Annotated in this window: 21 protein-coding genes and 1 pseudogene; 13 read left to right on the forward strand and 9 right to left on the reverse strand. The window is 33.4% G+C overall.

Features of this window, described 5'->3' with window-relative positions:
• Window positions 1-9 precede the first annotated feature (9 nt).
• Window positions 10-678, forward strand: coding sequence for a porin family protein (locus tag ACM39_RS11320; RefSeq protein ID WP_048511155.1), 669 nt, complete (start codon window positions 10-12; stop codon window positions 676-678).
• Window positions 679-757: 79 nt separating this feature from the next.
• Here ACM39_RS11320 and ACM39_RS11325 read toward each other — a convergent pair whose 3' ends face one another.
• The 3 genes from ACM39_RS11325 to ACM39_RS11335 form a co-directional block, all read right to left on the reverse strand.
• Window positions 758-2068 (reverse strand): ABC transporter permease, encoded by a 1311-nt coding sequence (locus tag ACM39_RS11325; RefSeq protein WP_048511156.1) that lies wholly within the window; start codon window positions 2066-2068, stop codon window positions 758-760.
• 2 nt (window positions 2069-2070) lie between these two features.
• Window positions 2071-2982 (reverse strand): ABC transporter ATP-binding protein, encoded by a 912-nt coding sequence (locus ACM39_RS11330; protein ID WP_048511157.1) that lies wholly within the window; start codon window positions 2980-2982, stop codon window positions 2071-2073.
• A 104-nt stretch (window positions 2983-3086) separates the two neighbouring features.
• Window positions 3087-3437 carry a T9SS type A sorting domain-containing protein gene (locus ACM39_RS11335; RefSeq protein ID WP_048511158.1) on the reverse strand — a complete coding sequence of 117 codons (351 nt, stop codon included), beginning with the start codon at window positions 3435-3437 and terminating at the stop codon, window positions 3087-3089.
• Between the two features lie 118 nt (window positions 3438-3555).
• Between ACM39_RS11335 and hemB the strand changes: the two genes are divergently transcribed.
• Window positions 3556-4545 carry a porphobilinogen synthase gene (gene hemB, locus ACM39_RS11340; RefSeq protein WP_048511159.1) on the forward strand — a complete coding sequence of 330 codons (990 nt, stop codon included), beginning with the start codon at window positions 3556-3558 and terminating at the stop codon, window positions 4543-4545.
• Window positions 4546-4632: 87 nt separating this feature from the next.
• On the opposite strand, the gene ACM39_RS11345 is transcribed toward hemB, so the two are convergent.
• Window positions 4633-5361, reverse strand: coding sequence for a hypothetical protein (locus ACM39_RS11345; RefSeq protein ID WP_048511160.1), 729 nt, complete (start codon window positions 5359-5361; stop codon window positions 4633-4635).
• A gap of 77 nt (window positions 5362-5438) precedes the next feature.
• Window positions 5439-5732: a TM2 domain-containing protein gene (locus ACM39_RS11350; protein WP_048511161.1), complete on the reverse strand. Its 294-nt coding sequence runs from the start codon at window positions 5730-5732 to the stop codon at window positions 5439-5441.
• 199 nt (window positions 5733-5931) lie between these two features.
• On the opposite strand from ACM39_RS11350, the pseudogene lptB reads away from it, so the two are divergent.
• From lptB to ACM39_RS11365, 3 genes and pseudogenes are all read left to right on the forward strand, one after another.
• A pseudogene (gene lptB / locus ACM39_RS11355) lies at window positions 5932-6657 on the forward strand (LPS export ABC transporter ATP-binding protein); the annotation flags it as partial.
• Window positions 6658-7165: 508 nt separating this feature from the next.
• Window positions 7166-8893 carry an ABC transporter ATP-binding protein gene (locus tag ACM39_RS11360; protein WP_048511232.1) on the forward strand — a complete coding sequence of 576 codons (1728 nt, stop codon included), beginning with the start codon at window positions 7166-7168 and terminating at the stop codon, window positions 8891-8893.
• A gap of 42 nt (window positions 8894-8935) precedes the next feature.
• Window positions 8936-9886, forward strand: a complete 951-nt coding sequence (locus ACM39_RS11365; protein WP_048511162.1) for a helix-turn-helix transcriptional regulator — start codon at window positions 8936-8938, stop codon at window positions 9884-9886.
• Between the two features lie 128 nt (window positions 9887-10014).
• Here the strand turns inward: ACM39_RS11365 and ACM39_RS11370 are convergent, their stop codons facing one another.
• Window positions 10015-10506, reverse strand: a complete 492-nt coding sequence (locus ACM39_RS11370; protein WP_048511163.1) for a DinB family protein — start codon at window positions 10504-10506, stop codon at window positions 10015-10017.
• A gap of 183 nt (window positions 10507-10689) precedes the next feature.
• On the opposite strand from ACM39_RS11370, the gene ACM39_RS11375 reads away from it, so the two are divergent.
• The 5 genes from ACM39_RS11375 to ACM39_RS11395 all read left to right on the forward strand — a co-directional run bounded on the left by ACM39_RS11375 (window position 10690) and on the right by ACM39_RS11395 (window position 15051).
• Complete coding sequence (locus tag ACM39_RS11375) at window positions 10690-11274, forward strand: hypothetical protein (RefSeq protein WP_048511164.1); 585 nt, start codon at window positions 10690-10692, stop codon at window positions 11272-11274.
• Between the two features lie 135 nt (window positions 11275-11409).
• Complete coding sequence (locus ACM39_RS11380) at window positions 11410-11979, forward strand: cob(I)yrinic acid a,c-diamide adenosyltransferase (RefSeq protein ID WP_048511165.1); 570 nt, start codon at window positions 11410-11412, stop codon at window positions 11977-11979.
• Window positions 11969-12598 carry a thiamine diphosphokinase gene (locus tag ACM39_RS11385; RefSeq protein ID WP_048511166.1) on the forward strand — a complete coding sequence of 210 codons (630 nt, stop codon included), beginning with the start codon at window positions 11969-11971 and terminating at the stop codon, window positions 12596-12598. The genes ACM39_RS11380 and ACM39_RS11385 overlap by 11 nt, the downstream gene beginning before the upstream one ends.
• 73 nt (window positions 12599-12671) lie before the next feature.
• Entirely contained in the window at window positions 12672-13547 is an 876-nt protein-coding gene (locus ACM39_RS11390; protein WP_117590744.1) for a tyrosine-protein phosphatase, read from the forward strand.
• Window positions 13548-13656: 109 nt separating this feature from the next.
• Entirely contained in the window at window positions 13657-15051 is a 1395-nt protein-coding gene (locus tag ACM39_RS11395) for a decarboxylase (RefSeq protein ID WP_048511168.1), read from the forward strand.
• A 125-nt stretch (window positions 15052-15176) separates the two neighbouring features.
• On the opposite strand, the gene ACM39_RS11400 is transcribed toward ACM39_RS11395, so the two are convergent.
• Window positions 15177-15836 (reverse strand): HAD family hydrolase, encoded by a 660-nt coding sequence (locus ACM39_RS11400; protein ID WP_048511169.1) that lies wholly within the window; start codon window positions 15834-15836, stop codon window positions 15177-15179.
• A 126-nt stretch (window positions 15837-15962) separates the two neighbouring features.
• Here ACM39_RS11400 and speB point away from each other — a divergent pair, with 126 nt between their 5' ends.
• The 3 genes from speB (at window position 15963) to ACM39_RS11415 (ending at window position 18417) form a co-directional block, all read left to right on the forward strand.
• Window positions 15963-16817: an agmatinase gene (speB, locus tag ACM39_RS11405; protein WP_048511170.1), complete on the forward strand. Its 855-nt coding sequence runs from the start codon at window positions 15963-15965 to the stop codon at window positions 16815-16817.
• A gap of 68 nt (window positions 16818-16885) precedes the next feature.
• Window positions 16886-17746, forward strand: a complete 861-nt coding sequence (locus ACM39_RS11410; RefSeq protein WP_048511171.1) for a bifunctional helix-turn-helix domain-containing protein/methylated-DNA--[protein]-cysteine S-methyltransferase — start codon at window positions 16886-16888, stop codon at window positions 17744-17746.
• Between the two features lie 62 nt (window positions 17747-17808).
• Entirely contained in the window at window positions 17809-18417 is a 609-nt protein-coding gene (locus ACM39_RS11415) for an alpha-ketoglutarate-dependent dioxygenase AlkB family protein (RefSeq protein WP_048511172.1), read from the forward strand.
• A 221-nt stretch (window positions 18418-18638) separates the two neighbouring features.
• Here the strand turns inward: ACM39_RS11415 and ACM39_RS11420 are convergent, their stop codons facing one another.
• Window positions 18639-20501 (reverse strand): CocE/NonD family hydrolase, encoded by a 1863-nt coding sequence (locus ACM39_RS11420; RefSeq protein ID WP_048511173.1) that lies wholly within the window; start codon window positions 20499-20501, stop codon window positions 18639-18641.
• A gap of 185 nt (window positions 20502-20686) precedes the next feature.
• Window positions 20687-23395: an outer membrane beta-barrel protein gene (locus tag ACM39_RS11425; RefSeq protein ID WP_048511174.1), complete on the reverse strand. Its 2709-nt coding sequence runs from the start codon at window positions 23393-23395 to the stop codon at window positions 20687-20689.
• Window positions 23396-23461 lie beyond the last annotated feature (66 nt).

Consider the following 23461-nt stretch of genomic DNA (forward strand, 5'->3'; position numbering starts at 1 on the left):
AACAAACATATGAAAAAATTTTTATTAGCCTCGGCTATAGCCTTTTCTACTTTATCATTCGCACAAATTGATTTTAGTAGTACAAGATTTGGGGTTACAGCAGGAGGTAACTATTCCAGAGTGAAAAATGCACACAATCCTTCGGGACCAAGATTTACTTTTCAGGCAGGTGCCTTGGCCTTAATTCCAATGGGAAAAGAAAATCAATTTTTCCTTCAGCCTGAGGTTTTATATTATGGCGCTGGAGAAACAGGAAAGGATAAAGATGCTAAAGGAATTGATGGTTATAATGCAGTTTATGCCAATGATTATTTAAGTGTTCCTATTTATTTCAAAGGATATTTTTCTGAAGCAGAATCAGAATTCTTTGGATTAGTAGGTCCCAGATTCAATTTCTTATTGAGCCAAAATGTAAAAAATGCTCCTTTAAAAAGAGCTTATTATGATCCTGATTTAGTAGATCCTGCTAATCCGGGAGTGAATGGTAAAGCAAAAAGTTTTAACTGGGGAATAGGTTTAGGTATAGGATATAGCTACAAAAGACAGCTTGAGCTTGCTTTAAAATATGATTTAGGAATTTCAGATACATATCCTGGTCTTAAAAGAGAACCAAACGGGTCTGACAAGAATAAATCTGAGCAGGTCATCAGTTTAGGCCTTTCTTATATCTTTCAATAAAGATTTTATTCATTTAAGAACAAAAAAATTCCCGGGGATAATTTTCCCGGGAATTTTTTTATTTTATAGTTGGTTTTATTTAACCCCTGATCCATTTCCAAAGCTCTTTTACGGTGGCTTTGTTTCCATACATTAAAATTCCTACACGGTATATTTTTCCGGCTACAAATATCATAAAAGCGGTTGTTCCTAATAGTAGCAAAATCGACAGGACAAGCTGCCAAATAGGGACTCCGAAAGGAATTCTCGCAATCATTGCAACGGGAGATGTGAAAGGAATCATCGACAGCCAGAAACCAAGCGGGCCATCGGGGTTATTCATTAATGAAAAACTTCCGTACATTCCTAACATTAACGGCAAAATAGCAAATAAAGTGAATTGCTGTGTTTCTGTTTCATTGTCAACTGCAGAACCAATAGCTGCATAAATCGAACTGTAAAAAATATATCCCAAAAGGAAATAGATAATAAATACACAAATAATCAACGGAAAATTAAGCTCTAATAAACTATGGGAAACCTGAGTGGCAATCTGGGCAATATCTAGTTTATTCATTATTTCTTCATTTCCACCGGGAATATTTTTTTGGATTGATGAAAATCCTGTGTTTAAAACTAAAGCTCCGATTACAGACATTGCTATCCAGATGATAAACTGAGTCAAAGCGACCATCGTTACCCCCAGAATTTTTCCCATCATGAGCTCAAAAGGCTTTACGGAAGATATAATAATCTCAACAACACGGTTGTTTTTTTCCTCTAAGACACTTCGCATTACCCTTACGCCATAAATAATGATAAACATGAAAGTTACATACATTAAAACCATACTTAGGCCTGTTTTTACACCAAAAGTGAGGTCTGAATCTTCTTTATTATTTTCGGAAACATTAATTGTCTTTAAAGCAAAACCTTTGTCAAGATTGATCAATTGAGTTTCAGCAATGCCTAATTGTTTGATCTTTTCTTTTTTAACAACGTTTGTAATGTCGGAAACAATTCTTTGTTTTGTATCAAAACCAATTTTAGAATTGATAATTAATCTTGTATTATTTTCTAAATCATCAAAATTTTGGCTCTTCAATTCAGGTAAAATCAAAATACCATTTAAAGATTCGTTTCCTTTTAAATTATTGATTTTAGACTTCTCGTCAGCATTGTCAACAAAAACATAATTTAGTTTGTCGTCAGATTTTAGTTGATTTTTAAACAAGCCGCTTTTATCTACCACTTCAATGATATTGTGAGATTCATTAGCTTTAAACATTAAACCCACTACCGCTCCGAAAGCAATAATCATTAAAGGTGCCAATAATGTCAATATAATGAAGGATTTTTTCTTAACCTGTGTAAGAAATTCTCTTTTTGTAATTAAAAAAATATTATTCATGATTAAGAGTGATTGCTTACAGCGTTAATAAATACTTCGTTCATACTCGGAATTCTTTCATCGAATGATCGTACTTTTCCTACGTTTACCAAATCTACCAGGATATTATTTTGGTCGGTTTCATTTTTCAGATCAAATGAAGTCAGATTATTGTCATTTGAAAAATTGAAAATTTCATATTTATTTTTAAAACTTTCAAACCGATCGGTATTTATATCGGTAAGAGTAATTCCAAAAATATTTTTCTTGAATTTTTCTCTTACATCGAAAACTCTTCCGTCAAGAACCTTTTTAGAATTATTAATCAAAGCCACATAATCACACATCTCTTCAACGCTTTCCATTCTGTGAGTAGAAAGAATAATAGTAGTCCCATTATTTTTAAGGTCAATGATTTGATCTTTGATAAGGTTAGCATTTACAGGATCAAAACCTGAAAATGGTTCATCCAATATTAAAAGATGAGGTCTGTGTAGAACCGTTACCACAAACTGAATTTTCTGAGCCATCCCTTTGGATAATTCGGAAAGCTTTTTTTTCCACCATTGATCGATATTCAGTTTTTCAAACCATTTCTTGGCTTCATTCAGAGCATCATTTTTGCTCATCCCTTTCAGTTCCCCAAAATAAAGAAGTTGATCGCCTACAGTCATGTTTTTATACAATCCTCTTTCTTCCGGCATATAGCCAATGTCTTTAATATGATTTGGGTTGAGCTTTTCTCCGTTGATAAGCACATTTCCTGAGTCAGCCTGTGTGATTTGATTGATGATACGGATAAAAGAAGTTTTCCCTGCTCCGTTAGGGCCTAAAAGACCATAAATGCTGCCTTTTGGTACATGGATGCTGAAGTCATCCAAAGCTACTTTTTTTCCGGCATTATAGGTCTTCCTGATATGTTCAGCTTTTAGCATTAAAATGTTTTTTTACTATTAGTACAAAATATTCCGAAAGTTACGGAATAATTGAAACAGATCTTACTAAAAGAAAAAATCCTGATGATTATCAGGATTTAATTTTATTGTTTTACGATTTGAGTAACCTTCATCGTGTTGTCACTTAAAATGTATCGAATCAAATATTTTCCGGGTTTTAATTTTTCAATATTTACTTCCCCTGAGTTCATATTTACCGAATAGTTGGCAACCTGAGTACCCAAAATAGAATAAAAAGTTACACTCTTAATCTTCAGCGAAGTATCCTTAGCCTTAAAGATAAGAAAGTCCTTCGCAGGATTCGGATAAGCCACAAGAACACCATCGTCAGACTTCTGGGAGAAGGCTCCGGGTTCTTTTATCTGCGCCTTTAAATTGTTGGAAAAACCAACAAAAGTGCCCAAAAATATAAATAAAAGTAAAAGTTTTTTCATCAAATTATAATTTCTCGAATATATTAAAACAAATGTATATAATTCTATAATTCCACGCAATAGTTTTTTGTAGAACTTGTAGTAAATTTGCAGAAACTTATTCAAAAAGTATTCCAAAATGATACATTCAAGAAATAGAAGGCTTAGAGTAAATGAATCTGTAAGAAGTTTGGTAAGAGAAAACATTCTTACTACTAATGATTTTGTAATGCCGATCTTCGTAATGGAGGGAAAAAACAAGCAGGAACCGATCGCGTCAATGCCGGGGATTTTCAGAAGGAGTATAGATTTAACGGTGAAAGAATGTAAGGAATTATTTTCTTTGGGAGTAAAGGCTGTAAATCTTTACATGAAAGTTTCAGAACATTTAAAAGACAATACCGGAAAAGAAGCCTGGAACAAAGACGGTTTAATGCAAAATACCATCAGAGCGATAAAAGATGCTGTTCCGGAGATGGTTATCATGCCGGATGTAGCGTTGGATCCTTATTCAATGTATGGTCATGACGGTATTATCGAAAACGGTAAAATTGTGAATGATGCTACCAATGATGCTTTGGCAAGAATGTCTGTTTCACATGCAGAAGCAGGAGCTGACATTGTGGCACCAAGTGACATGATGGACGGTAGGGTACAGGCAATTCGTGAAGCATTGGAAAACAGCGGATTTACGGATGTTGGTATTTTAAGTTATGCTGCAAAATACGCAAGCTCTTTCTATGGACCTTTCAGAAGTGCTTTAGACAGTGCCCCGAAAGACAATATAGAGATTCCGAAAGATAAAAAGACCTATCAGATGGATTTTCATAATTCACGCGAAGCTTTAAATGAAGTTTTTAAGGATATTGATGAGGGGGCGGATATCATTATGATCAAACCGGGGCTTCCATATTTAGATATTGTCTCTAAAGTGCGTGAAGCAATTGATTTACCAATTGCTGTATACAACGTGAGTGGAGAATATGCCATGGTAAAAGCAGCTGCTCAAAACGGATGGCTGGATAATGACAAAACTGTTATCGAAAGTTTAACTTGTTTCAAAAGAGCTGGAGCAGATATGATTTTTACCTATTTCGCAAAAGAAGCAGCGATGATTTTAAACAGATAATTTTTAGTTTAGGTTATGAATTATGAGTTGTTTTAAAAATGTGAATCCTTTGTGGCATTTTAAACTCATAATTCATAACTTATAATTTTAAGAAATATCAAAATCTTTTCCTTTTGTAAACTTTGCAGCAAAAGGTGACTGATTTCCTGAATATTTCAATATAAAATTCTTTTTCATATCAGTATCAATTTTTACGTCAACTTCTACATCTGCTGTTTGAAAGCTTACATCCAGCGCGGCACCAGATTCTTTTTCAAGATAAACTTCCACGCTTTCCGCATAGAATAATGAAGTGCTTAAAAAATTGAACTTTACATTTTTTCTGTACGTTTTAGATTTACTTTGCGTAAATTCTGAATAGTTTCTTAAAATTTCAATTCCTGGCGAGTCAATATTAGTAATCCTGGATTTTGTCACACCGTTTACTTTTACCGAAAAATCTTTTGCGCTTTTAATATTTCCGTTGACTCCGATATTGAAAAGTGAAGGTAATGAAAGGCCATATTCAATCATGCTGTCTTTGGTAAATTCAAAATCAGGAATCAAAGCCGGATTTTTCGGAACATTGATGAGTTGGTTTTTTATTTGGTTTAAATTTTCCCCCGAAAACAAAAAACCAATTAAATTATTCCCTGTAGTTCGCCAGTTTCTTCCATTCCATTCAAAAATTTCACAAAGCAACGTATCAGTTGATGAATGAGGAAGAAGATCAATATCCTGCCATTTGAAAACTTCTTTTGCATAAGGTCGCCTGTTAACAATATTAAGACCAAGGTCTAAAGCCATCAAGTCAGTCAATTCTTTATTTGTAGCCATAATAATATGATTTGGTATGCTAAATTTATGGAAATAACAGCATAAGGCGACTATATTTTTACACTTATGATAAAGTTTTAAAACCAGCCTTTTTTGTTGTTTACATATGTGTTATCAAAGACTCTGTCGTCCATGGTCAAATAAATTATTCCTTCAATAAACGGAATAATAGTTGCAATTCCGCAAGTCACAATATTTAATACAATTTGAATAACACCCTCCTTTGTATAACCTAAGTAGAATTTATTTAAAGCAAAGCATCCTACAAGAATTCCCAGTAAAGCAGCGGGAATCTTCTTTTCTGAACGATAAGGTATATTGCTGGGTAAATTTTTATTGTATTCCGGATTGGTGTAGCCGTAATTTTCCATTTTTGGGTGTTTTAGATTAATAATAATGTTACTGAATATGTAGGTTAAAAAAGGGAGTTGTTACAAATAATTTAAAGGATAAATAAAAATATCTTGGTTCATTCAGCTTCAGCCAAAACATATCTAAAAATATCATAAAACTTTTATGTGCAATCCTTAATCTAAAATTTGAATTCAAAAAAACTTTATCTTTGTCGCTATGATTTTACGAGGAGAAAACTTAATCAAGGAATACGGTCCTAAAAAAGTTGTAAAAGGCGTTTCTGTACAGGTTCAGCAGGGAGAAATTGTTGGTTTGCTTGGTCCGAACGGAGCAGGAAAAACCACATCGTTTTATATGATTGTAGGTTTGGTTAAGCCCACTTCAGGAAAAATTTTCCTGGATAAGCAGGAAATCACCACCGATGCGATGTACCGAAGAGCACAAAAAGGTATCGGGTATCTGGCTCAGGAAGCTTCTGTTTTCAGAAAGCTTTCTGTGGAGGAAAATATTATGGGAGTTTTGCAGTTAACAAAACTTTCGAAACGTGAACAACAGATTAAATGTGATGAACTTATTGAAGAGTTTTCATTGCAGCACGTTCGTAAAAACCGTGGAGATCTTCTTTCAGGAGGAGAAAGACGTAGAACGGAAATTGCCCGCTGTTTGGCTACAAACCCGAATTTTATTCTTTTGGATGAGCCCTTTGCAGGAGTTGACCCAATTGCGGTAGAAGATATTCAGAAAATCATAAGAAGTTTGGTGGATAAGAATATCGGAATCTTGATTACCGATCACAATGTTCAGCAGACTTTGGCGATTACCAATAAAACCTATATTATGTTTGAAGGGCGAATCTTGAAAGAAGGTCTTCCGGAAGACTTGGCAAATGATCCGCAGGTAAGGGAGGCATATTTAGGTGATAATTTTGTCTACCAGAGTATCTTAGACAAACCAAAAACGAAAACTTATGCTTACAATATTTGGGCAGGGAATTTTGACTCAAAATCTCAATTACAGGGTTTTGTTGAAGAAAATTTTTCGCAGTATGATGATTTGAGGTTAATGTACAGCTTTGAAGATATCAGTTTTGCATCATTGGCAAACTCTGAAATAGAACATATTTTCAATGATGTAGTAGATAAAAATGCAAATAATTCTTTTGTATTCCAGAAAAAAGAAATTAATTCTCAATATTCTCTGGAGCAGGCAGAAGCAGAGTCAAAAGCTGCCAGTAAACCCGAGTTGCATTATTTAACAACCTATCATTACGAAGGATAAAATTAAATTAAAGCAAAATATTTGCTGAAAAATATAATAAAACGTACCTTTTCTCTCAGAAACGGTACGTTTTTTAGTTAAAATAATTCCTATGGCAAAACCTTTCAACAGAACAGTCACTTTATTTGGAATTTATAAACAGCTTGTTCCCTTTATAAGACCTTATCGTCTGATGATTTACGGGACTTTACTGCTTACTTTTTTGGGTGCCCTTGCAGCACAGGTAAATCCTCTCGTATTAAAGTATACAGTAGATGAGGTTACCAAACTTACCCACCTTCCATATCCTATGTCTGAAGGAATACATATTTTGGTAATTATTTCCGTTATTTTATTAGGAAAGGAATTACTGAATATTTTTATCAATTTCGGACAGAAGTTTTATGGAGAAAAGATTAGGATTAATGTAAGTTCTGTTTTGGCGCAATCAGCAATTGATAAGATTTTAATGTATAGAGTTGCTTATTTTAATGATGAAAATCACGAATCCGGAAAACTTCAAATCAGGATCGATCGTGGAATTGAAAGTCTGACAAAATTGGTTCAGAACTTTTTCATCGATATGCTTCCTTTGTTTTCGAACGCTCTTATTGCTTTGATTATCATGTATATGCAGAACGTTTATGTCGGAATGGTTTCTACAATAATTGTCCCGATTTATTTTTACATAAGTGCATTGCAGGCAAAAAAATTAGGTGGGGTTCGTCGTCAACTGAGAAATCAGCGGGAGCAGAAAACTTCGGGGCTTTTGAATTTGATTAACTCTATAATGGTAATTAAGAGCTTTGTCCGTGAAAAATTTGAAGGGAAAAAACAATATGATTTGCAGATGCAGTTGATGGAAAGTCAGATGTTTACCAGAAAAACGAATTTTATTTATGATGGGTTAAAGACTTTTATTGAGCAGTTTGGCGTTGTTTTAATTATTCTTTTGACGGTTTATCTGGTTCTTGACCAGCAAATGACAATTGGTGCAATCATGCTTCATATTATGCTGTTCAATAATGTTTCTGCTCCCATTCGTCAGCTTCACAGAATCTATGATGATATGAATGACGCTATGATTTATGCGGAAGGATATTTCGATATTTTAAATGCTGATAATGAAAAAGAGCCGAACGGAACTTTCGTGGAAAAAGAAATCAAAGGAAATTTTGAATTGAAAAATGTTAATTTTTCATATCCAAATGGGACTCAGGCTTTGCATGATGTTTCTATGAAAATTGAAAATGGTAAGACTACGGCTCTGGTTGGGTTGAGTGGTGCCGGAAAATCAACAATAATTAATCTTTTATGTAAATTTTACCTTCCGGATTCTGGTGAAATCTTGTTAGACAATGTTAATTTAAATGATTTTGACAATACTTTTTTAAGAGACGATTTAGGTTTGGTTCTTCAAAAAAATCATATTTTTCAGGGAAGTATTGAAGATAACATCCGCTACGGAAATATGAATGCAAGCTTTGAAGAAATTCAGGAAGCGGCAAAAAAGGCATACTTACATGAGCAAATTTTAGATTTACCCGAAAAATATAAACATGATGCAACGCAGCTTTCTGGAGGTCAGCAACAACGGATTGCTATTGCAAGATTATTCTTAAAAGATCCACCAATTATTTTTCTGGATGAGCCAACAGCAAGTCTTGATGCAATTGCAACTGAACAAATTAAAAATTCTTTAGATGCAATAAAAGAAGGCAGAACCGTAATTATTATTTCCCATTCTTTGTCGCAGATTTTAGATTCAGATAAAATTTATGTGATGAAAAAAGGCAGAGTAGTGGAAAGCGGGACTCATGATGAGCTGGTTCAAACCAACGGAACATATCGTGAAATTTTTGATGCTTCCGCAAGAAGTCTGAATCTTGATAAATTGGTTAACACTTTTAAAGACAATTAATTTTTTAAAGAATTAAAAAACAGCTAGATTTGTCGAACTGAAATGAACGACCATTATCTAAAAAAACTCGACAGAGTAACGGCTATTCTTACGCAACTGCAATCAAAACCGATTGTGAGGGCTCAGGATTTGGCTGCAAAATTTGATGTCAGTATCAGAACAATTTACCGTGATGTGAAAACATTAGAAAATGCCGGAATTCCTATCGTTGGGGAAGCGGGAAGCGGATATTCCCTGATGGACGGTTACAGACTTCCACCTGTAATGTTCACAAAAGAAGAAGTATTGAGTTTTATCACTGCCGAAAAACTTATGCAGAAGTTTTTACATCAAAGTTTAGGAAATCATTATCAGTCGGCAATGGAAAAGGTACGTTCTGTATTAAAATATTCGGATAAGAATCTAATTCAGAATATTGAAAAACAGATCGATGTTTACAATTATCATCCTAAAACAGAAGATAATATACAGAATATCATTCCCATTATCCTCGAAAGTATTGCAGAAAAGAAACAGTTACATATTGAATATAAAACCATTGATGCAAAAATTTCTACAAGAATCATTGAAGTTGTTGGTGTATTTTTTGAATTTAATTATTGGTATATCATGGCTTTTTGTATGATGAGGAAAGATTTCAGGCAATTTCGGATAGATAGAATCCTTCAGATTTTTAAGACTCAAAATCCTTTTTTGCAGGAATATGGGCAAATCAATGATTACAGGCAAAATCCCAACGGAAATAAAACTAAAGTCAGACTTTTGGTGGAGAAAAAAATCATCGGACATCTTGTTAATTCAAAGAAATATTATGGTTTGATTGAAGAAATTGAAAGAGAAGATGGTTTCGAATTAATCTTTGAAACAGATTGGATCAAAGAAGGATTTCCACGCTGGTTAATTACTTTTGCTGATTTTGCTGAGGTTCTGGAACCCCAATCTTTAAAAGATAGTCTCAGAAGTTTGCTTGAAACTATATCAAAGAAGTACTGAGAAATATTCTTCAAACTGAATACAAAACGAAAGCTTTCAGAAATTCTGAAAGCTTTTTTGTTTGGAAATGATTGAGTTTGTGTTATTTTGAATCAGAAATTTTAGTCTCCATAAAGGCATTAAAGATCCTAAAATCTCTCCCAAAAAAAAGGGGGCTCGATTCCTAAAGCTCTTAAATAAACGTATCCCTGCCCACGATGATGTATTTCATTATCAACGAAATACAGAATATTCTGATAAACAGGAAATTCATATTGACCGAATAAATTGAAGGTTTCCTGCAAACGCTCTTCAGAAATTTGACTAAAATAATCGTTAATTGTTTTTGTTTCTTCATCCCATTTTTTTAGGATGTCTTCTTTTGTTTTTGGGTTAAAAGCCTCTTCGTTGTAAGCTTCCATATTCCTGTCCACAATTCCTTTCAAAGCAGGACCTCCGATGCTGATTAACTCAATGGCCAATTTTGCAAAAGGTCTCATTCCGCCCACGGAAAAATCGAATAATTGTTTCTCAGGAAAAGCTTCAATTACTCTTCTTGTCAGATTTCTATGGCCTTGCCAATGTTCTAATAATTGTTCAGAGCTCATGAATTGTTTTGTGATTGTTGCTGTTGTTGACATAACTTATATGTTTTAAGTGTTATTGTTGATACAAAGATATAACAGGGTTATGACAACAGTTTGTCAGCAGTATTTTCAAGTTGAAAAAAATATTTTATTTCTTTACCAAAATATCTGGGAGTATTTTTCCGTTAGAGTATGGAATGAATTAATAAAAACTGTAAATTGTCTAGAAATTACCTCATGAAGAAGATTATATTGCCGATTGTTACTATATTTTTATTGATATCATGTAATAAAATTGAAGAAAAAATAGACCAGACTGTTCAGAAAACTGCCGAAACTGTTCAAAAGAAAGCTCAGGAAGTGGCAGAAGAAACCGTCACAAAAGCAGTCAGTGAATCAATAAATTCCCTTACCAATTCTGAGGATGTACAGTTTAATCAGGTTTTCCCGGGTTCGGTTAAAAATATAATTACTGAAGAAAAAGGGAAAAAATTTAAGTTTCCGAATGGCTCAGAGGGCTTTATTTTCAAATATAAAGCTGATAAAACGGTTTTAATTCCTTTTCTGGAAAGCCTGGCTTCAAGTGATGAAAGCAAATCAGATAAATCTGCCCGGAAAATTAACGGTCAAAGCATTATTGACAAAATAAGTTTCATAGAAAAATTTCTTCCTGAAAATATAGTGGATTCCAGCTTTCTGGAAGATGTTAAAAATGATAAAAGTATTGAATATTACAAATTGAAAAGATTTCCAAATAACAGTACAATTATCTACAATCCCAAGAACCAGACCGTATTACAGTACGTGGAGGTAAATAAATAATTTGAGAAGATGACTGGTTTTTACCGGTCATTTTTTGTTTTTTACCGGACTGCTCATCATTAGCAAAGTTTCTCAGAACAGTTACCCACATCTAAAAGATTTGTAAACCTTATGAGAAAAAAGTATTTTAGTAGTATGAAAATTTATACTAAAACAGGAGATAAAGGTCAAACTGCATTATATGGAGGAACAAGGGTTTCGAAAGCAAGTGCAAGAGTTGACAGCTACGGAAATATAGATGAGCTCAACTCGTTTATAGGAATTTCAAAAAGTCATATTGAGGATGAGGAAGTTTTAAAACAATTAAAAAAAATTCAGTTTGATTTATTCACAGTAGGTTCGGAAGCCGCGACTCCGGTTGATAAATTAATGTTGGCAAACGGAAAATCCCGTCTTCCATTAGTTATTTCCGAAACTGAAATCGAGGAATTAGAACATTGGATGGATGCTTTTGATGAAAAATTAGAGCCTCTTCAATATTTTATCCTTCCAGGGGGCGGAAAACCGGCAACTTTTTTACATGCAGCAAGAACAATTTGCAGAAGAGCAGAACGTTCTTTGGTTTTCCTAAATGAATCAGAAGAAGTTCGCCCTGAGTTGATTAAATATCTAAACAGGCTTTCAGATTATCTTTTTGTTTTGGCAAGATACATTTCTAAAATCAACGACGAACCGGAAGAATACTGGAATCCTAATGAAAGATAAAGCATTACTTTTTATCAATGGTGATCCCCCCACATCTTTTCCAAATCTTGAAAATTATGGTTTGATCGCCTGTACAGACGGCGCCTTTCATTACCTGAAACATCTTGATTTTCCTTTGAATAAACTGGATTTTATTTCCGGTGATTTTGATTCGCATTCTGGTAAGGATGAAAATATTTATGATGAAAAATTCATTTATACTCCTGATCAGGACAAAACAGACTTTCATAAGGCTCTGGAAATTATTGTAGAAAAAGGGTTTAAAAGCGTTGATGTTTTAGGAGGAAGTGGGGGTGAGCAGGATCACTTTTTAGGAAACCTTACCGTGGCTTTTGGTTTTAAAAATAAATTAGGCATAAAGTTTTATGATGAATTTTCTGAATATTATTTTGTTCCGAAAAATATTATTGTAAAAAATGTAAAAGATAAAATGGTTTCATTATATCCATTTCCTTTGGTTGAAAATATTACAACGAAAGGTTTAAACTGGTCATTAACTAATGGGAATTTAAGTATTACTTCAAGAATTGGAACCAGAAATTTTGCCGTTGAAGATAAGATTTCTATTGCATATGAAAAAGGAGATTTACTGATTTTTGTTGGAAAAAAATATCTGTAAATTGAGAGGGAGAATAACAAAGTTAAAGGCAGATATATATATAAATTAGTAAAACCTGTAGGAAATAAAAAAATTGAAAAACTTAATTAAAATATCATTACTTTTCATCTCATTACTCTGTATGTTCTCCTGCAGAATACAGAGTTTTTCCACACCTGAATATGGTAAAAATGAATCAGAAGAACAGCTTAAAATAAGAAAAGTTCATAATTTCCGAGCTGTTGAAAATATTAAAAATATTGACGGAAGAATTTTAAAAAAAGGCAGATTTTACAGAAGCGGACATCTTCATAAGCTTAAGGAGAAATCTTTTGATAAACTGGAAAAATTAGGGATCAGAGAAGTTATTGATTTGAGGAACTCAAAGGAAATTTCTCAAAAACCGGATCATCTTCCGGTTGATATTATTTATAAAAATTATTCTGCATTTGAGGATGAAGGCGACCAATTGGATCAGGCTAAAAAGCTGGTTTTAAAAGGAAAAGTAACCGGTTCTGATGCCAATAAACGGATGCTGGATTTTTATAAGGATTATGTAACGGAAAATCCCGGAATCATCAAGAAAATTATCACTGAAATTTTAGAGTCAGACCAGCCTGTTTTATATCATTGCACTGCCGGAAAAGACAGGACGGGAATCACAACAGCATTGATTTTAACGATTTTAAAATTTGATAAAGAGACTATTTATAATGATTATCTTTTATCAAATAATTATCGAGAAAAATTAGTTGGTAAAAGACTTAATCTTGCCCATAATTTGCATTTTGTTTATCCTAAAATGGATATAAAAGTACTGGAAAAATTGAGTTGGATAGAAACAGCGTATCTTGATGCCGCTTTTGATGAAATCAATAAAAAATATGGTTCAACTGATACTTATATTCAAGAGGTTTTGGGTATTTCTGAGGATAAAAGACAAGAATATATTGAGAAGTTCACGTATTGATAATCTCAATGTATTTTTACTGGAAAACACTTGAAAATTTATAATAAATTTAACGCTAAAAAATCAAACTTTTTTAGCAATTTTGCATTCTTAATTCACTTGTTTAGAAATGAAAATAAAATACTCGGAACTTATTGATCAGACATTATATTTTCCTACTGAGGAATTTAATGTTTCTGAGAACAATTTGTTATTTCACGACATTCCGTTGATGGATGTTGTTGAAAAGTTTGGCACCCCGCTAAAAATCAGCTACCTGCCAAGAATTTCTCAAAATATCCAGAAAGCCAAAAGCTGGTTTAAGGAAGCATTTGAGAAAACCGAATATAAGAAGAATTATAGATATTGCTATTGTACAAAATCAAGTCATTTTAAATTTGTACTTGAAGAAGCGCTAAAAAATGATATTTCTATAGAAACTTCTTCTGCTTATGATATGGATATCGTAAAATCTCTTTATGAAAGCGGAAAAGTAGATAAAGATATTGAGGTAATCTGTAATGGTTTCAAAACTGATGATTATTTGGCCAACATTTCAGATATGATAAATAATGGTTTTGAAAATATTACTCCGATTCTGGATAATTACCGTGAATTGGATAAACTTACCGAAAGCATTGATACCACTTTTGACATCGGAATCAGAATCGCATCTGAAGAAGAGCCAAAATTCGAATTTTATACTTCAAGATTAGGAATCGGATATAAAGATATTATTCCCTATTACAGCCAAAAAATTGCTGAGCACCCGAATGCAAGATTGAAGATGCTTCACTTCTTCATAAATACGGGGATAAAAGACACAGCGTATTACTGGAATGAATTATACAAATGTCTTCGCGTATACGCCCGTTTGAAAAAAATTGCCCCCGAAGTAAATTCTTTGAATATCGGTGGTGGTTTTCCTATCAAAACGTCTTTACAGTTTGATTATGATTATCAATATATGGTTGAGGAAATTGTTTCTCAAATCAAAAAATTCTGCGAAGAAGAAGGAGTAGAAGAGCCTAATATCTATACTGAATTTGGGAGCTTCACTGTAGGTGAGAGTGGTGCAAATATTTATAAAATTATTTCTCAAAAACGTCAGAATGACAGAGAAAAGTGGAACATGATTGATTCTTCTTTCATGACTACGCTGCCTGATACCTGGGCGATTTCAAGACACTTCATCATGCTCCCGTTGAACCGTTGGGATGATACTTACGAAAGAGTTTTCCTGGGTGGCCTGACTTGTGATTCAGATGATTACTATAATTCTGAGCAACATACGAATGCCATTTATCTGCCGGTTTTCAGTGATACAAAACCTTTATATATCGGTTTTTTTCATACAGGTGCTTATCAGGAAACCATCAGTGGATTTGGTGGTATTCATCACTGTCTGATGCCTCAGCCGAGACACGTATTAATTCAGAAAGATGAAAACGGGGAACTGCAATATGAGATTTTCCGTGAAAAACAGGAAGCGGAAGATGTATTGAAACTTTTGGGTTATAAATAAAAAAATGTCATTGCGAGGAGCGAAGCGACGAAGCAATCTCAAAATAAAATAGATATTCTTCATTTCATTTTGTTTCATTAATAAAATACAAAATAAAAGCTCTCAAATTTTGAGAGCTTTTCTATTTAAAAATATTTTGAAACTTTATCTAATTCAAGTTCGGTATAATCTGAAACCACAGTGTCTGCTAAGGTATAATCCTGATTCTCAGAATGAAGACTTCTGTATGCCGCGCAGAAAATATTCGCCCTGTATGCCGCCAAAATTCCATTCGTTGAATCTTCTATAACCATGCAGTTTTCAACAGGCTCGTCGGCCATTTCTGCAGCTAACAAAAAAACTTCAGGATGAGGTTTTGATTCTTTTAAATCTGCACCGCTTATTTTTCCGCTGAAATATTTTTCTAATCCGAACTTTTCAAAGACCATATTGATTGTAGTCATAGTAGCGGAAGAAGCCAGAATTAATGTAATTCCATTTTCATGATAATGCTGAATCAGTTCTCTCACTCCCGGTATCAAATCAAATTCTTCATCATTATAAAAGTAATCCTTAAAGTGAGATCTTTTGATAGTTGCGATGTCTTCATGAGTTTTGTTTAAATTAAATTCACTAATCAAAGTGTCGCAAACTCTTTTAGTAGAAGCACCGGTAAAAGATGTATATAAATCTTCGGAAACCGCAATTTCCAGTTCGTTGAATGTTTTGAAATAGGCTTTTCTGTGTAATGGTTCTGTATCTACAATTACTCCATCCATATCGAAAAGAACAGCTTTTAAAGGCATATTTGAGAGATTTTTATGCAAAATTAAGAAACATTAATTGAAACCCATATTAAAGTAATCATAAAATATTTTTAATGACATTAAATTCAACTATCTTTGAACCATCAATTTTTTATCATTTAAAACATGAAAACATACGCAGGAATTCCTGAAGAAAATGCATCATTAGAGAACTCGAAAGTAATGTTGGTAACAGTTCCTTACGATGGAACCTCAACTTGGGGAAAAGGAGCTGACAAAGGTCCTGAATTATTCCTTGATGCTTCTGAAAATATGGAGCTTTATGATATCGAAACCCAAACTGAACCTTATCTTGAAGGGGTGTATTTAGCGGGAGAAATTTCCGAAAATTCTTCACCTGAAGCCATGACGGAAGCGGTTTACCAGAAAACAAAAGAACTTCTGAATAATGATGGGAAATTATTTACCCTTTTCGGTGGTGAACATTCTGTTTCTATTGGTTCGATTCGTGCGGTTGGTGAGAAATTTGAGAATTTGACCGTTCTTCAATTAGATGCTCACACAGATTTACGTCCTGAATTCCACGGTTCTACTTCTAACCACGCTTGTGCGGTTTTTGAAGCCAATCAAAAGCATAACTTGGTTCAAGTGGGAATCCGTTCTATGGATATAGAGGAAGCCCAATATTTACCGGAAGGAAGAGTGTTTTTTGCTCACGAAATTGCCAATAATGAAAATTGGGTAAATGATGTGTTAGAAAAAGTTTCAGGAAACGTATATATTACCATTGACCTTGATGCTTTTGACCCTTCAATCGCTCCGTCTACAGGAACTCCTGAGCCTGGTGGTTTACAATGGTATCCGACATTAGAATTATTAAGAAAAGTATTTGAAAAATGTAATGTTGTAGCGTTTGATATTGTAGAATTAATGGATTCTCCGATGGCAAAGCCAAGTGCATTCCTGGCTGCGAAGCTATATTACAAAATGCTTGCTTATTATCATATTAATCAAGACTAAAACTTCGCAAGAATCGGATTTTTTCTGCCAAAAGTTCTTTGGAAATTTGTGAGGTAAAACAAAATGATATGTCCACACAAAATCAAATAGATTATAACCGAATTGCGAAAGCGATAGAGTATATTCAACATAATTTTAAGCTTCAGCCGAGTTTGAATGAAGTAGCAGAGAAGATCAATCTGAGCCCGGCTCATTTCCAGAAAATATTTACGGATTGGGCAGGAACAAGCCCTAAAAAGTTTTTGCAGTTCATTAGCCTTGAGCATGCTAAAAATTTGTTGAAGGAAGAAAAAGCGAGTTTATTTGATACAGCCTTCGAGACTGGTCTTTCAAGCACAAGCAGGTTGCATGATTTGTTTGTGAAAATCGAAGGCATGTCTCCGGCAGAATATAAAAACGGTGGAAAAAGCCTTATGATCAACTACAGTTTTTTCCAAAGTCCTTTTGGTAGTGTGATTACAGCTTCCACAGAAAAAGGGGTCTGTTATATGGCTTTTGAAAACAATAAGGAAACAGCATTAGGAGATTTGAAATATAAATTTCCTAATGCTTCTTTTTTTGAAAGACAGGATGAATTTCAGAAAAATGCATTGTCTATTTTTGATAAAGACTGGACAAAACTCAATACAATAAAATTACATTTAAAAGGAACCGATTTTCAGCTTAAAGTTTGGGAAAGCCTTCTTACGATTCCAATGGGAAAATTATCTACTTATGGAAATTTAGCTGGAAAAATTGGTCATTCTAAGGCATCAAGAGCCGTTGGAACAGCGATCGGAAATAATCCTGTAGCGTTTTTGATTCCTTGCCATCGTGTAATTCAGGCTTCCGGAAATATTGGGGGATACAGATGGGGAAGTGATAGAAAACAATTGATTGTGGGTTGGGAAAGCTCCAGAATTTATTCTGAAAATTCTATTTTACTTTAATTTTCTCCCAGATATTTGTGCTCATTTGTGTTAAAATTCAGCTTTAAAAATTATTAAAAATGATGAGTTTGTTTGAAGATATTTCTGATTACCCTCTAAATATTCTTCCTAATGATGGAACAGTTCATTATTACGGAAAAGTTTTCTCTAAGGAAAAATCTGATTTTTATTATGACTATTTGTTTAATCAAATCCCTTGGGAGAATGATGAAGCCGTAATTTTCGGAAAATTAATTTTGACCAAAAGGAAAGTTGCATGGTTTGGAGAAAAACCATTCGAGTATACCTATTCAAAGCGGACGAAATATGCAAAATTCTGGACTCCTGAACTATTGGAATTAAAGAAAAAATGTGAAAAAATTTCGGGAGAGACTTACAACTCCTGCCTTTTGAATTTATATCATGACGGAAGTGAGGGAATGGCTTATCACAGTGATGGAGAAAAGGATTTGAAAAAGCATGGAGCAATTGCTTCTTTAACGTTCGGGGCAGAAAGAAAATTTCTGTTTAAACATAAAATAACCAAAGAAAAAGTAGAAGTATTTCTGGAAAACGGAAGTTTATTAGTAATGAAAGGAATAACACAGGATAATTGGCTTCATCGGCTTCCGCCCACTACAAAAATAAAAACTCCCAGAGTAAATTTGACTTTCAGAACGATCGAGGAATAGTTTTCAAAGTGATATTTTATCCACAAATTTGTTATTCCTCAGGAATTGAAACAAATTTTACAGCTAATCTCTGATAAATAAACTTTCTGCAGGATGACAAACAGAATAGTTGTTTTCTCTAGCGGTTAACGCAGATTTTTAGCCCAATTATTTATCTAAACTTTGCAAATCTGTGAGAAACTTAAAACAAAAAGCTGTTCAGATAGAACAGCTTTTTAAATTTATTTTAAAATCTCAACTTCAATTGCGCTATCATCAAAAATCTTGATAAATGCTTTTGTGTAATCCTCCTTTGTTGCAAAATTCGGATTATCTAAGAATTTCTGTGGATTAACAGCAAAAAGCGGAAACCAGGTACTGCTGATTTGTATCTGGATTTTATGCCCTTTTTTAAAGGTATGAACAACGTCCTGTAATCTGAAGTTTACTGCCGTTTTCTGATTTGGAACTAAGGCTTCTGCCTTTTCTCTGGAGTTTCTGAATCTCGCAGGCATGATTTCACTTCTTACCATTTGGTGATAATTTCCGTAAATAACACCATCTTTTTTCTCAACAGGCTTAAAATCTTCAGGATAAACGTCAATTAATTTTACAGCAAAATCTGCATCTGTAGAAGTGGAAGCAATATTTAACTTAGCCATAATCTCTCCTGCAAAAGTTATATCTTCCGATAAAACATCGGTCGTAAAAGTCAAAACATCAGGTCTTCCTTCTGCAAATCTTTGATCTTCTGACATATAATTTTTTGGGGTAAATCCATTAAAATCCTTTAGATTATCAGAACTCAATACAGGATTATTCGGGTCACTGTAATATTCTGAAAAATTTTGTCCTGCTTCGTTTTTCAATGTCCCGTTTGATAAGTAGAAGTTAACTTTCTGTCCTTCTTTCGGGGGATAGGTTGCAAATTCCCGCCACTGTTTCGCGCCTGTATCATACATTAAAGCTTCAGGTAATCCTGCATCTTGCTTTGTATTTCCTTTTAAATAATGACTGAAAAATTTAGTCTCAATATTTTTCTGATAATATGTTGCAATACTGTCTCCAAAATAAATCTGATTGTGAAAATGTTTTCCCTGTTCCTGTGCCCAAGCTCCGTGAGAGAATGGTCCCATTACAATTGTATTCTTAGCTTTCGGGCTTGTTTTTTCAATGGTTTTATAAATATTCAGTGGTCCTGACAAATCTTCTGCATCAAACCAGCCTCCGACTGTCATTACCGCATGATTCACATTTTTAAGATGAGGCAAAAGGCTTCTTTTTTGCCAAAACTCGTCGTAGTTGGTATGGTTCATAATTTCTGTCATGAAGAAATTATCTTTATAATATTTTTCATAACCCTCTTTCAAAGTTCCCATATCCCGGTAAAATTTCAGACCATCTTCCGAAGTAGTTTTAATCATAGAATCCGTGTACCATGCTTTATTTTCAGGTTTTGTTTTCTGGATTCCGAATACAGGGAAAGTTCTGAAATAACCTAACATAAATCTTCCGTTGTGAAGAAAGTCGTCATTCCAGAAATCTGAAATAGGTGCTTGAGGAGAAGATGCCACCAAAGCAGGATGTTGAGCCAAGATTCCTACGGCAGTATAAAACCCCGGATATGAAGTTCCGTATTGACCAACTTTACCGTTGTTATCTTTAATATTTTTGATTAGCCAATCGATAGTGTCATAAGTATCTGTACTTTCATCCACATCTTTCTTGGTTTTACGATCAACCTGCGGTGTCATATTGGTGAAAGTCCCTTCACTCATATATCTACCGCGAACGTCCTGTAATACGAAAATATACTTCTCTTTCATTAAATACTGGTTCGGGCCAAGTTTTGTTCTGTATTCATTTTCACCGTAGGGAGCGATGCTGTAGCAAGTCCTTTGCATTAAAAAAGGATACTTATTCTTATTAGAAATATCTTTCGGAATATAGGCGATAGTAAAAAGCTTTACGCCGTCTCGCATGGTAATGTAGAATTCTTTTTTTGTAAAATTGTCTTTCACAAAAGTGTCCTCAGGTTGTTTTTGAGTCTGCGAAATTCCAAAAATGAAACAAAAAACCAATACAATTGAAACAGGAATCTTCATATATAAAATTTGTTGCTAATTTAATCATAAAATATTTTTAACCACAAAATTTTAACAGGGTGCTTGTCCTTCTGACGATGGAAGAAATCTAATGTACCATTTTTTTAAGATTTTTCATTTCGTTTTACTTCATTTAAAATGACAATGTAATACAAAAGATTATAAATGAAAATTCAAATAAATATCTACATTTTCCTACCTGCAAATTTATTCAGTTTTAGTGTTAGAGAAAACATTAAATAACGTCTCAAAATTAAATCCTCACGGTCTTCAACATAAGAAGCGGAAATTGTTCTTCGTACACTTTGGTTTTGATTTAAAATATCGTAAACCCTTACTTTTGCAGTTAATTGTTTTTTGTAAAAAGTATAACCGATGCTTGTATTCCAAAAGTAAAAATCTCTTTTGAAACCGGGAGAAATGTTGGAACTTGTATTGTACTCAAAATCGTTTTCAAAAATTAAGTTAGTTTTGAGAAAATAATTTGTTAGTTCCAATCTGAATGTTTGATACGTATTTTTTATACTTTCAATATTGTAATTTTCATAATTTGAAAAAGTATAGTTTACGTTATAGGAAGGTTTTATATTGACTTTGTCCTTTTTGTCATAAATGAAACTGATTCCCGGAGTGAATGTGTAAGAATTTCCCGTAAACTGTTGTCCATCGATAAAACCTTTGTTATATCTATAGTTCAAATTAGCTTTTGGTCTGATGGTTAATCTGTTATCATTCCACTTGTAGGTTTTTCCGAGACTTCCTCCTAATGTAACAGTTTTATTTCCACTGATATTCGTATACGTTACAAATTGTTTCCCTGATTCATCATAAAAAGAGAAATTTGTAATGTCATTGTTGTTATAAGTAAAACTTAAGTTAATATTATAATTAAGGCTTGTCTTTACATTAAAATTATTAAAGTAAACACTTGTTCTGTTGCTCCAGGTATTTTTAAGGTCGGGATTTCCTTCATAAGTAATCAGCGGATTGGATTCGTCTCTGTAAGGGATTACATTTTCCGGCGTAGGAACGGTGTAATTTGCTGAATTGTGAATGCTTAATTTTGAATTTTCCGAAATACGGTATTGAAGCCCGGCGTTATAGTCCGGCAACATGCAATTTCTCTGAAGCTCATAATGTTCACCATTGAAAATAGCATTGTATTTTAGATCTGAGATATTGACAGTCGTTGATGCCCAAACACTGTATTTCTTTTTGTTAAGCTCAATATTAATTTCCGGGGAAAATTGATTGTTTTTTTGTTCCGAACTGTTGGACAAAAGTACATTATATTGAGAATATTGTCCTGTATTTTCATCAAAATTATTAACATTTCTGATGTTTGATAGGTTTTTTGAGTTATAATTTAAACCTAGTGTTACGTTCAAAGAATCAGAAATCGGTTCAGAATATTTTACGTTAAAAGAGTAATTGTTAGTTTGGTTTTTACTTTGTGCCAACTGATTTCGGATGTCTACAGAATCATTGGGAATTCGATACAGAATTGTCTTCGATTTCGTTAAATTATCACTTTTTGCCTCAGAAATTGAGGTGTTCAAGCTGGCATAAAAAGTACGGCCTTTCTTTTTAAATTTTCTTGAATAATAGAGACTCGGGCTGAAAGTATTGTTTTGTGAAGCAGAATTGGTAGCAGATTCACTTTCATTCGCAAGTATATTGTCTTTAAATGTTACAGATTTTGAAGTTCTGAAATTATTTGTTTTCGAAAGCGAAAGCGAAGGTGAAAAATAAATGGTACTTAAAGAATCGGCTTTTATCCTCAAAGCAGAATTAAAATTGTATTGCTCAGTATTATTATCAGCATGATTTTCCGAATCAGTTTTCAGTGAGGAATCTGTAAGAAAAGTAGTTTTTGAGGTTTTTGAAGCGGTTTCGAGATCTGTTTCTGTACGCGTTATGCCAAGAGATTCAAGGTCGACATTTTCGCTAAGCTGATCACTGTAATTTATTCCGATTGTTGTTGACTTTTGAATTCCCTTCATATTATTACCGCCGCGTGCGCCTTTGCTGGTACCTGCACTTTCGGCTTCATCACCGGTAAAACCTCTTGTATTGATATTGTTTGAAGATCCAAGCAGGCTAATTTTCGTTTTATTTTTAAAATAACTTAAAAATCCACTTGCTTCATATCGTTTATCAGTTCCGTACCCACCGGTAAGCCTTGAAATAAATCCTTGATTTTTTTTCTCGTCAATATTAAAATTGATGGTAGATTTTTCAGATTTCGGAGTTTTTCCTGTAAGCTCTTCTTCTTTGGTTTTTGTGGAAGTAACCTGAATATTTTTAATAATATCAGCCGGAATATTTTCCAGAGCAATTTTCCCGGAGGCATCGAAGAATGGTTTTCCGTTGATCATAATCTGGTCAACTTCTTTACCATTTACCGTTATTTTTCCATCGCTGTCAACCTCAACACCGTCAATATTTTTCAATAATTCCTGGATGTTACTATCAGGACGTACTTTTATAGCATTTGCATTAAATTCAATTGTATCTTTTTTGATTTTGACAGGAGAAACAGTAATTACTACTTCTTCAATATCTGAAACTTTGTCTTTATCAAGCTTAATTTCATTTAAAACAAAGGATTTTTTAATTTCATAAAAATTTTTAGAATAGGAAATTAATTTAGCGGCATCAACTTTTAAAATAGAAGGTTCATCGAGTTCATTTATTTTTAATGAAAACTTTCCTTCGTTATCAGTAAATGCAGACTTTATCAGGGATGAATCTTTTTGTTTAATGAGGGATACCGTTGCTTTTTCTACAGGTTTGTTTTCGAAATCTGAAATTTTTCCGCCAATAGTGATGCTCTGCCCATTCAATAATAAAAAATTGAATATAAATATCAGTAACCATAAAATTTTCTTCATTAATATCTTTTTAAGATGCTAAAATATAAAAAAAACACCCCTGATTAGGGATGTCTATAATTTAAA

Source organism: Chryseobacterium sp. FH2 (genome assembly GCF_001045455.1).
Taxonomy (GTDB): domain Bacteria; phylum Bacteroidota; class Bacteroidia; order Flavobacteriales; family Weeksellaceae; genus Chryseobacterium.

What these genes read in the sequence shown, in the direction of transcription:
- hemB (WP_048511159.1), top strand. Translation starts at nt 3,556, where the DNA reads ATGATACATTCAAGAAATAGAAGGCTTAGAGTAAATGAATCTGTAAGA.
- ACM39_RS11425 (WP_048511174.1), bottom strand. Translation starts at nt 23,395, where the DNA reads ATGAAGAAAATTTTATGGTTACTGATATTTATATTCAATTTTTTATTA.
- ACM39_RS11325 (WP_048511156.1), bottom strand. Translation starts at nt 2,068, where the DNA reads ATGAATAATATTTTTTTAATTACAAAAAGAGAATTTCTTACACAGGTT.
- ACM39_RS11365 (WP_048511162.1), top strand. Translation starts at nt 8,936, where the DNA reads ATGAACGACCATTATCTAAAAAAACTCGACAGAGTAACGGCTATTCTT.
- ACM39_RS11350 (WP_048511161.1), bottom strand. Translation starts at nt 5,732, where the DNA reads ATGGAAAATTACGGCTACACCAATCCGGAATACAATAAAAATTTACCC.
- speB (WP_048511170.1), top strand. Translation starts at nt 15,963, where the DNA reads ATGAAAACATACGCAGGAATTCCTGAAGAAAATGCATCATTAGAGAAC.
- ACM39_RS11360 (WP_048511232.1), top strand. Translation starts at nt 7,166, where the DNA reads ATGATTTACGGGACTTTACTGCTTACTTTTTTGGGTGCCCTTGCAGCA.
- ACM39_RS11320 (WP_048511155.1), top strand. Translation starts at nt 10, where the DNA reads ATGAAAAAATTTTTATTAGCCTCGGCTATAGCCTTTTCTACTTTATCA.
- ACM39_RS11385 (WP_048511166.1), top strand. Translation starts at nt 11,969, where the DNA reads ATGAAAGATAAAGCATTACTTTTTATCAATGGTGATCCCCCCACATCT.
- ACM39_RS11410 (WP_048511171.1), top strand. Translation starts at nt 16,886, where the DNA reads ATGTCCACACAAAATCAAATAGATTATAACCGAATTGCGAAAGCGATA.
- ACM39_RS11400 (WP_048511169.1), bottom strand. Translation starts at nt 15,836, where the DNA reads ATGCCTTTAAAAGCTGTTCTTTTCGATATGGATGGAGTAATTGTAGAT.
- ACM39_RS11335 (WP_048511158.1), bottom strand. Translation starts at nt 3,437, where the DNA reads ATGAAAAAACTTTTACTTTTATTTATATTTTTGGGCACTTTTGTTGGT.
- ACM39_RS11380 (WP_048511165.1), top strand. Translation starts at nt 11,410, where the DNA reads ATGAAAATTTATACTAAAACAGGAGATAAAGGTCAAACTGCATTATAT.
- ACM39_RS11375 (WP_048511164.1), top strand. Translation starts at nt 10,690, where the DNA reads ATGAAGAAGATTATATTGCCGATTGTTACTATATTTTTATTGATATCA.
- ACM39_RS11395 (WP_048511168.1), top strand. Translation starts at nt 13,657, where the DNA reads ATGAAAATAAAATACTCGGAACTTATTGATCAGACATTATATTTTCCT.
- ACM39_RS11370 (WP_048511163.1), bottom strand. Translation starts at nt 10,506, where the DNA reads ATGTCAACAACAGCAACAATCACAAAACAATTCATGAGCTCTGAACAA.
- ACM39_RS11415 (WP_048511172.1), top strand. Translation starts at nt 17,809, where the DNA reads ATGAGTTTGTTTGAAGATATTTCTGATTACCCTCTAAATATTCTTCCT.
- ACM39_RS11345 (WP_048511160.1), bottom strand. Translation starts at nt 5,361, where the DNA reads ATGGCTACAAATAAAGAATTGACTGACTTGATGGCTTTAGACCTTGGT.
- ACM39_RS11420 (WP_048511173.1), bottom strand. Translation starts at nt 20,501, where the DNA reads ATGAAGATTCCTGTTTCAATTGTATTGGTTTTTTGTTTCATTTTTGGA.
- ACM39_RS11330 (WP_048511157.1), bottom strand. Translation starts at nt 2,982, where the DNA reads ATGCTAAAAGCTGAACATATCAGGAAGACCTATAATGCCGGAAAAAAA.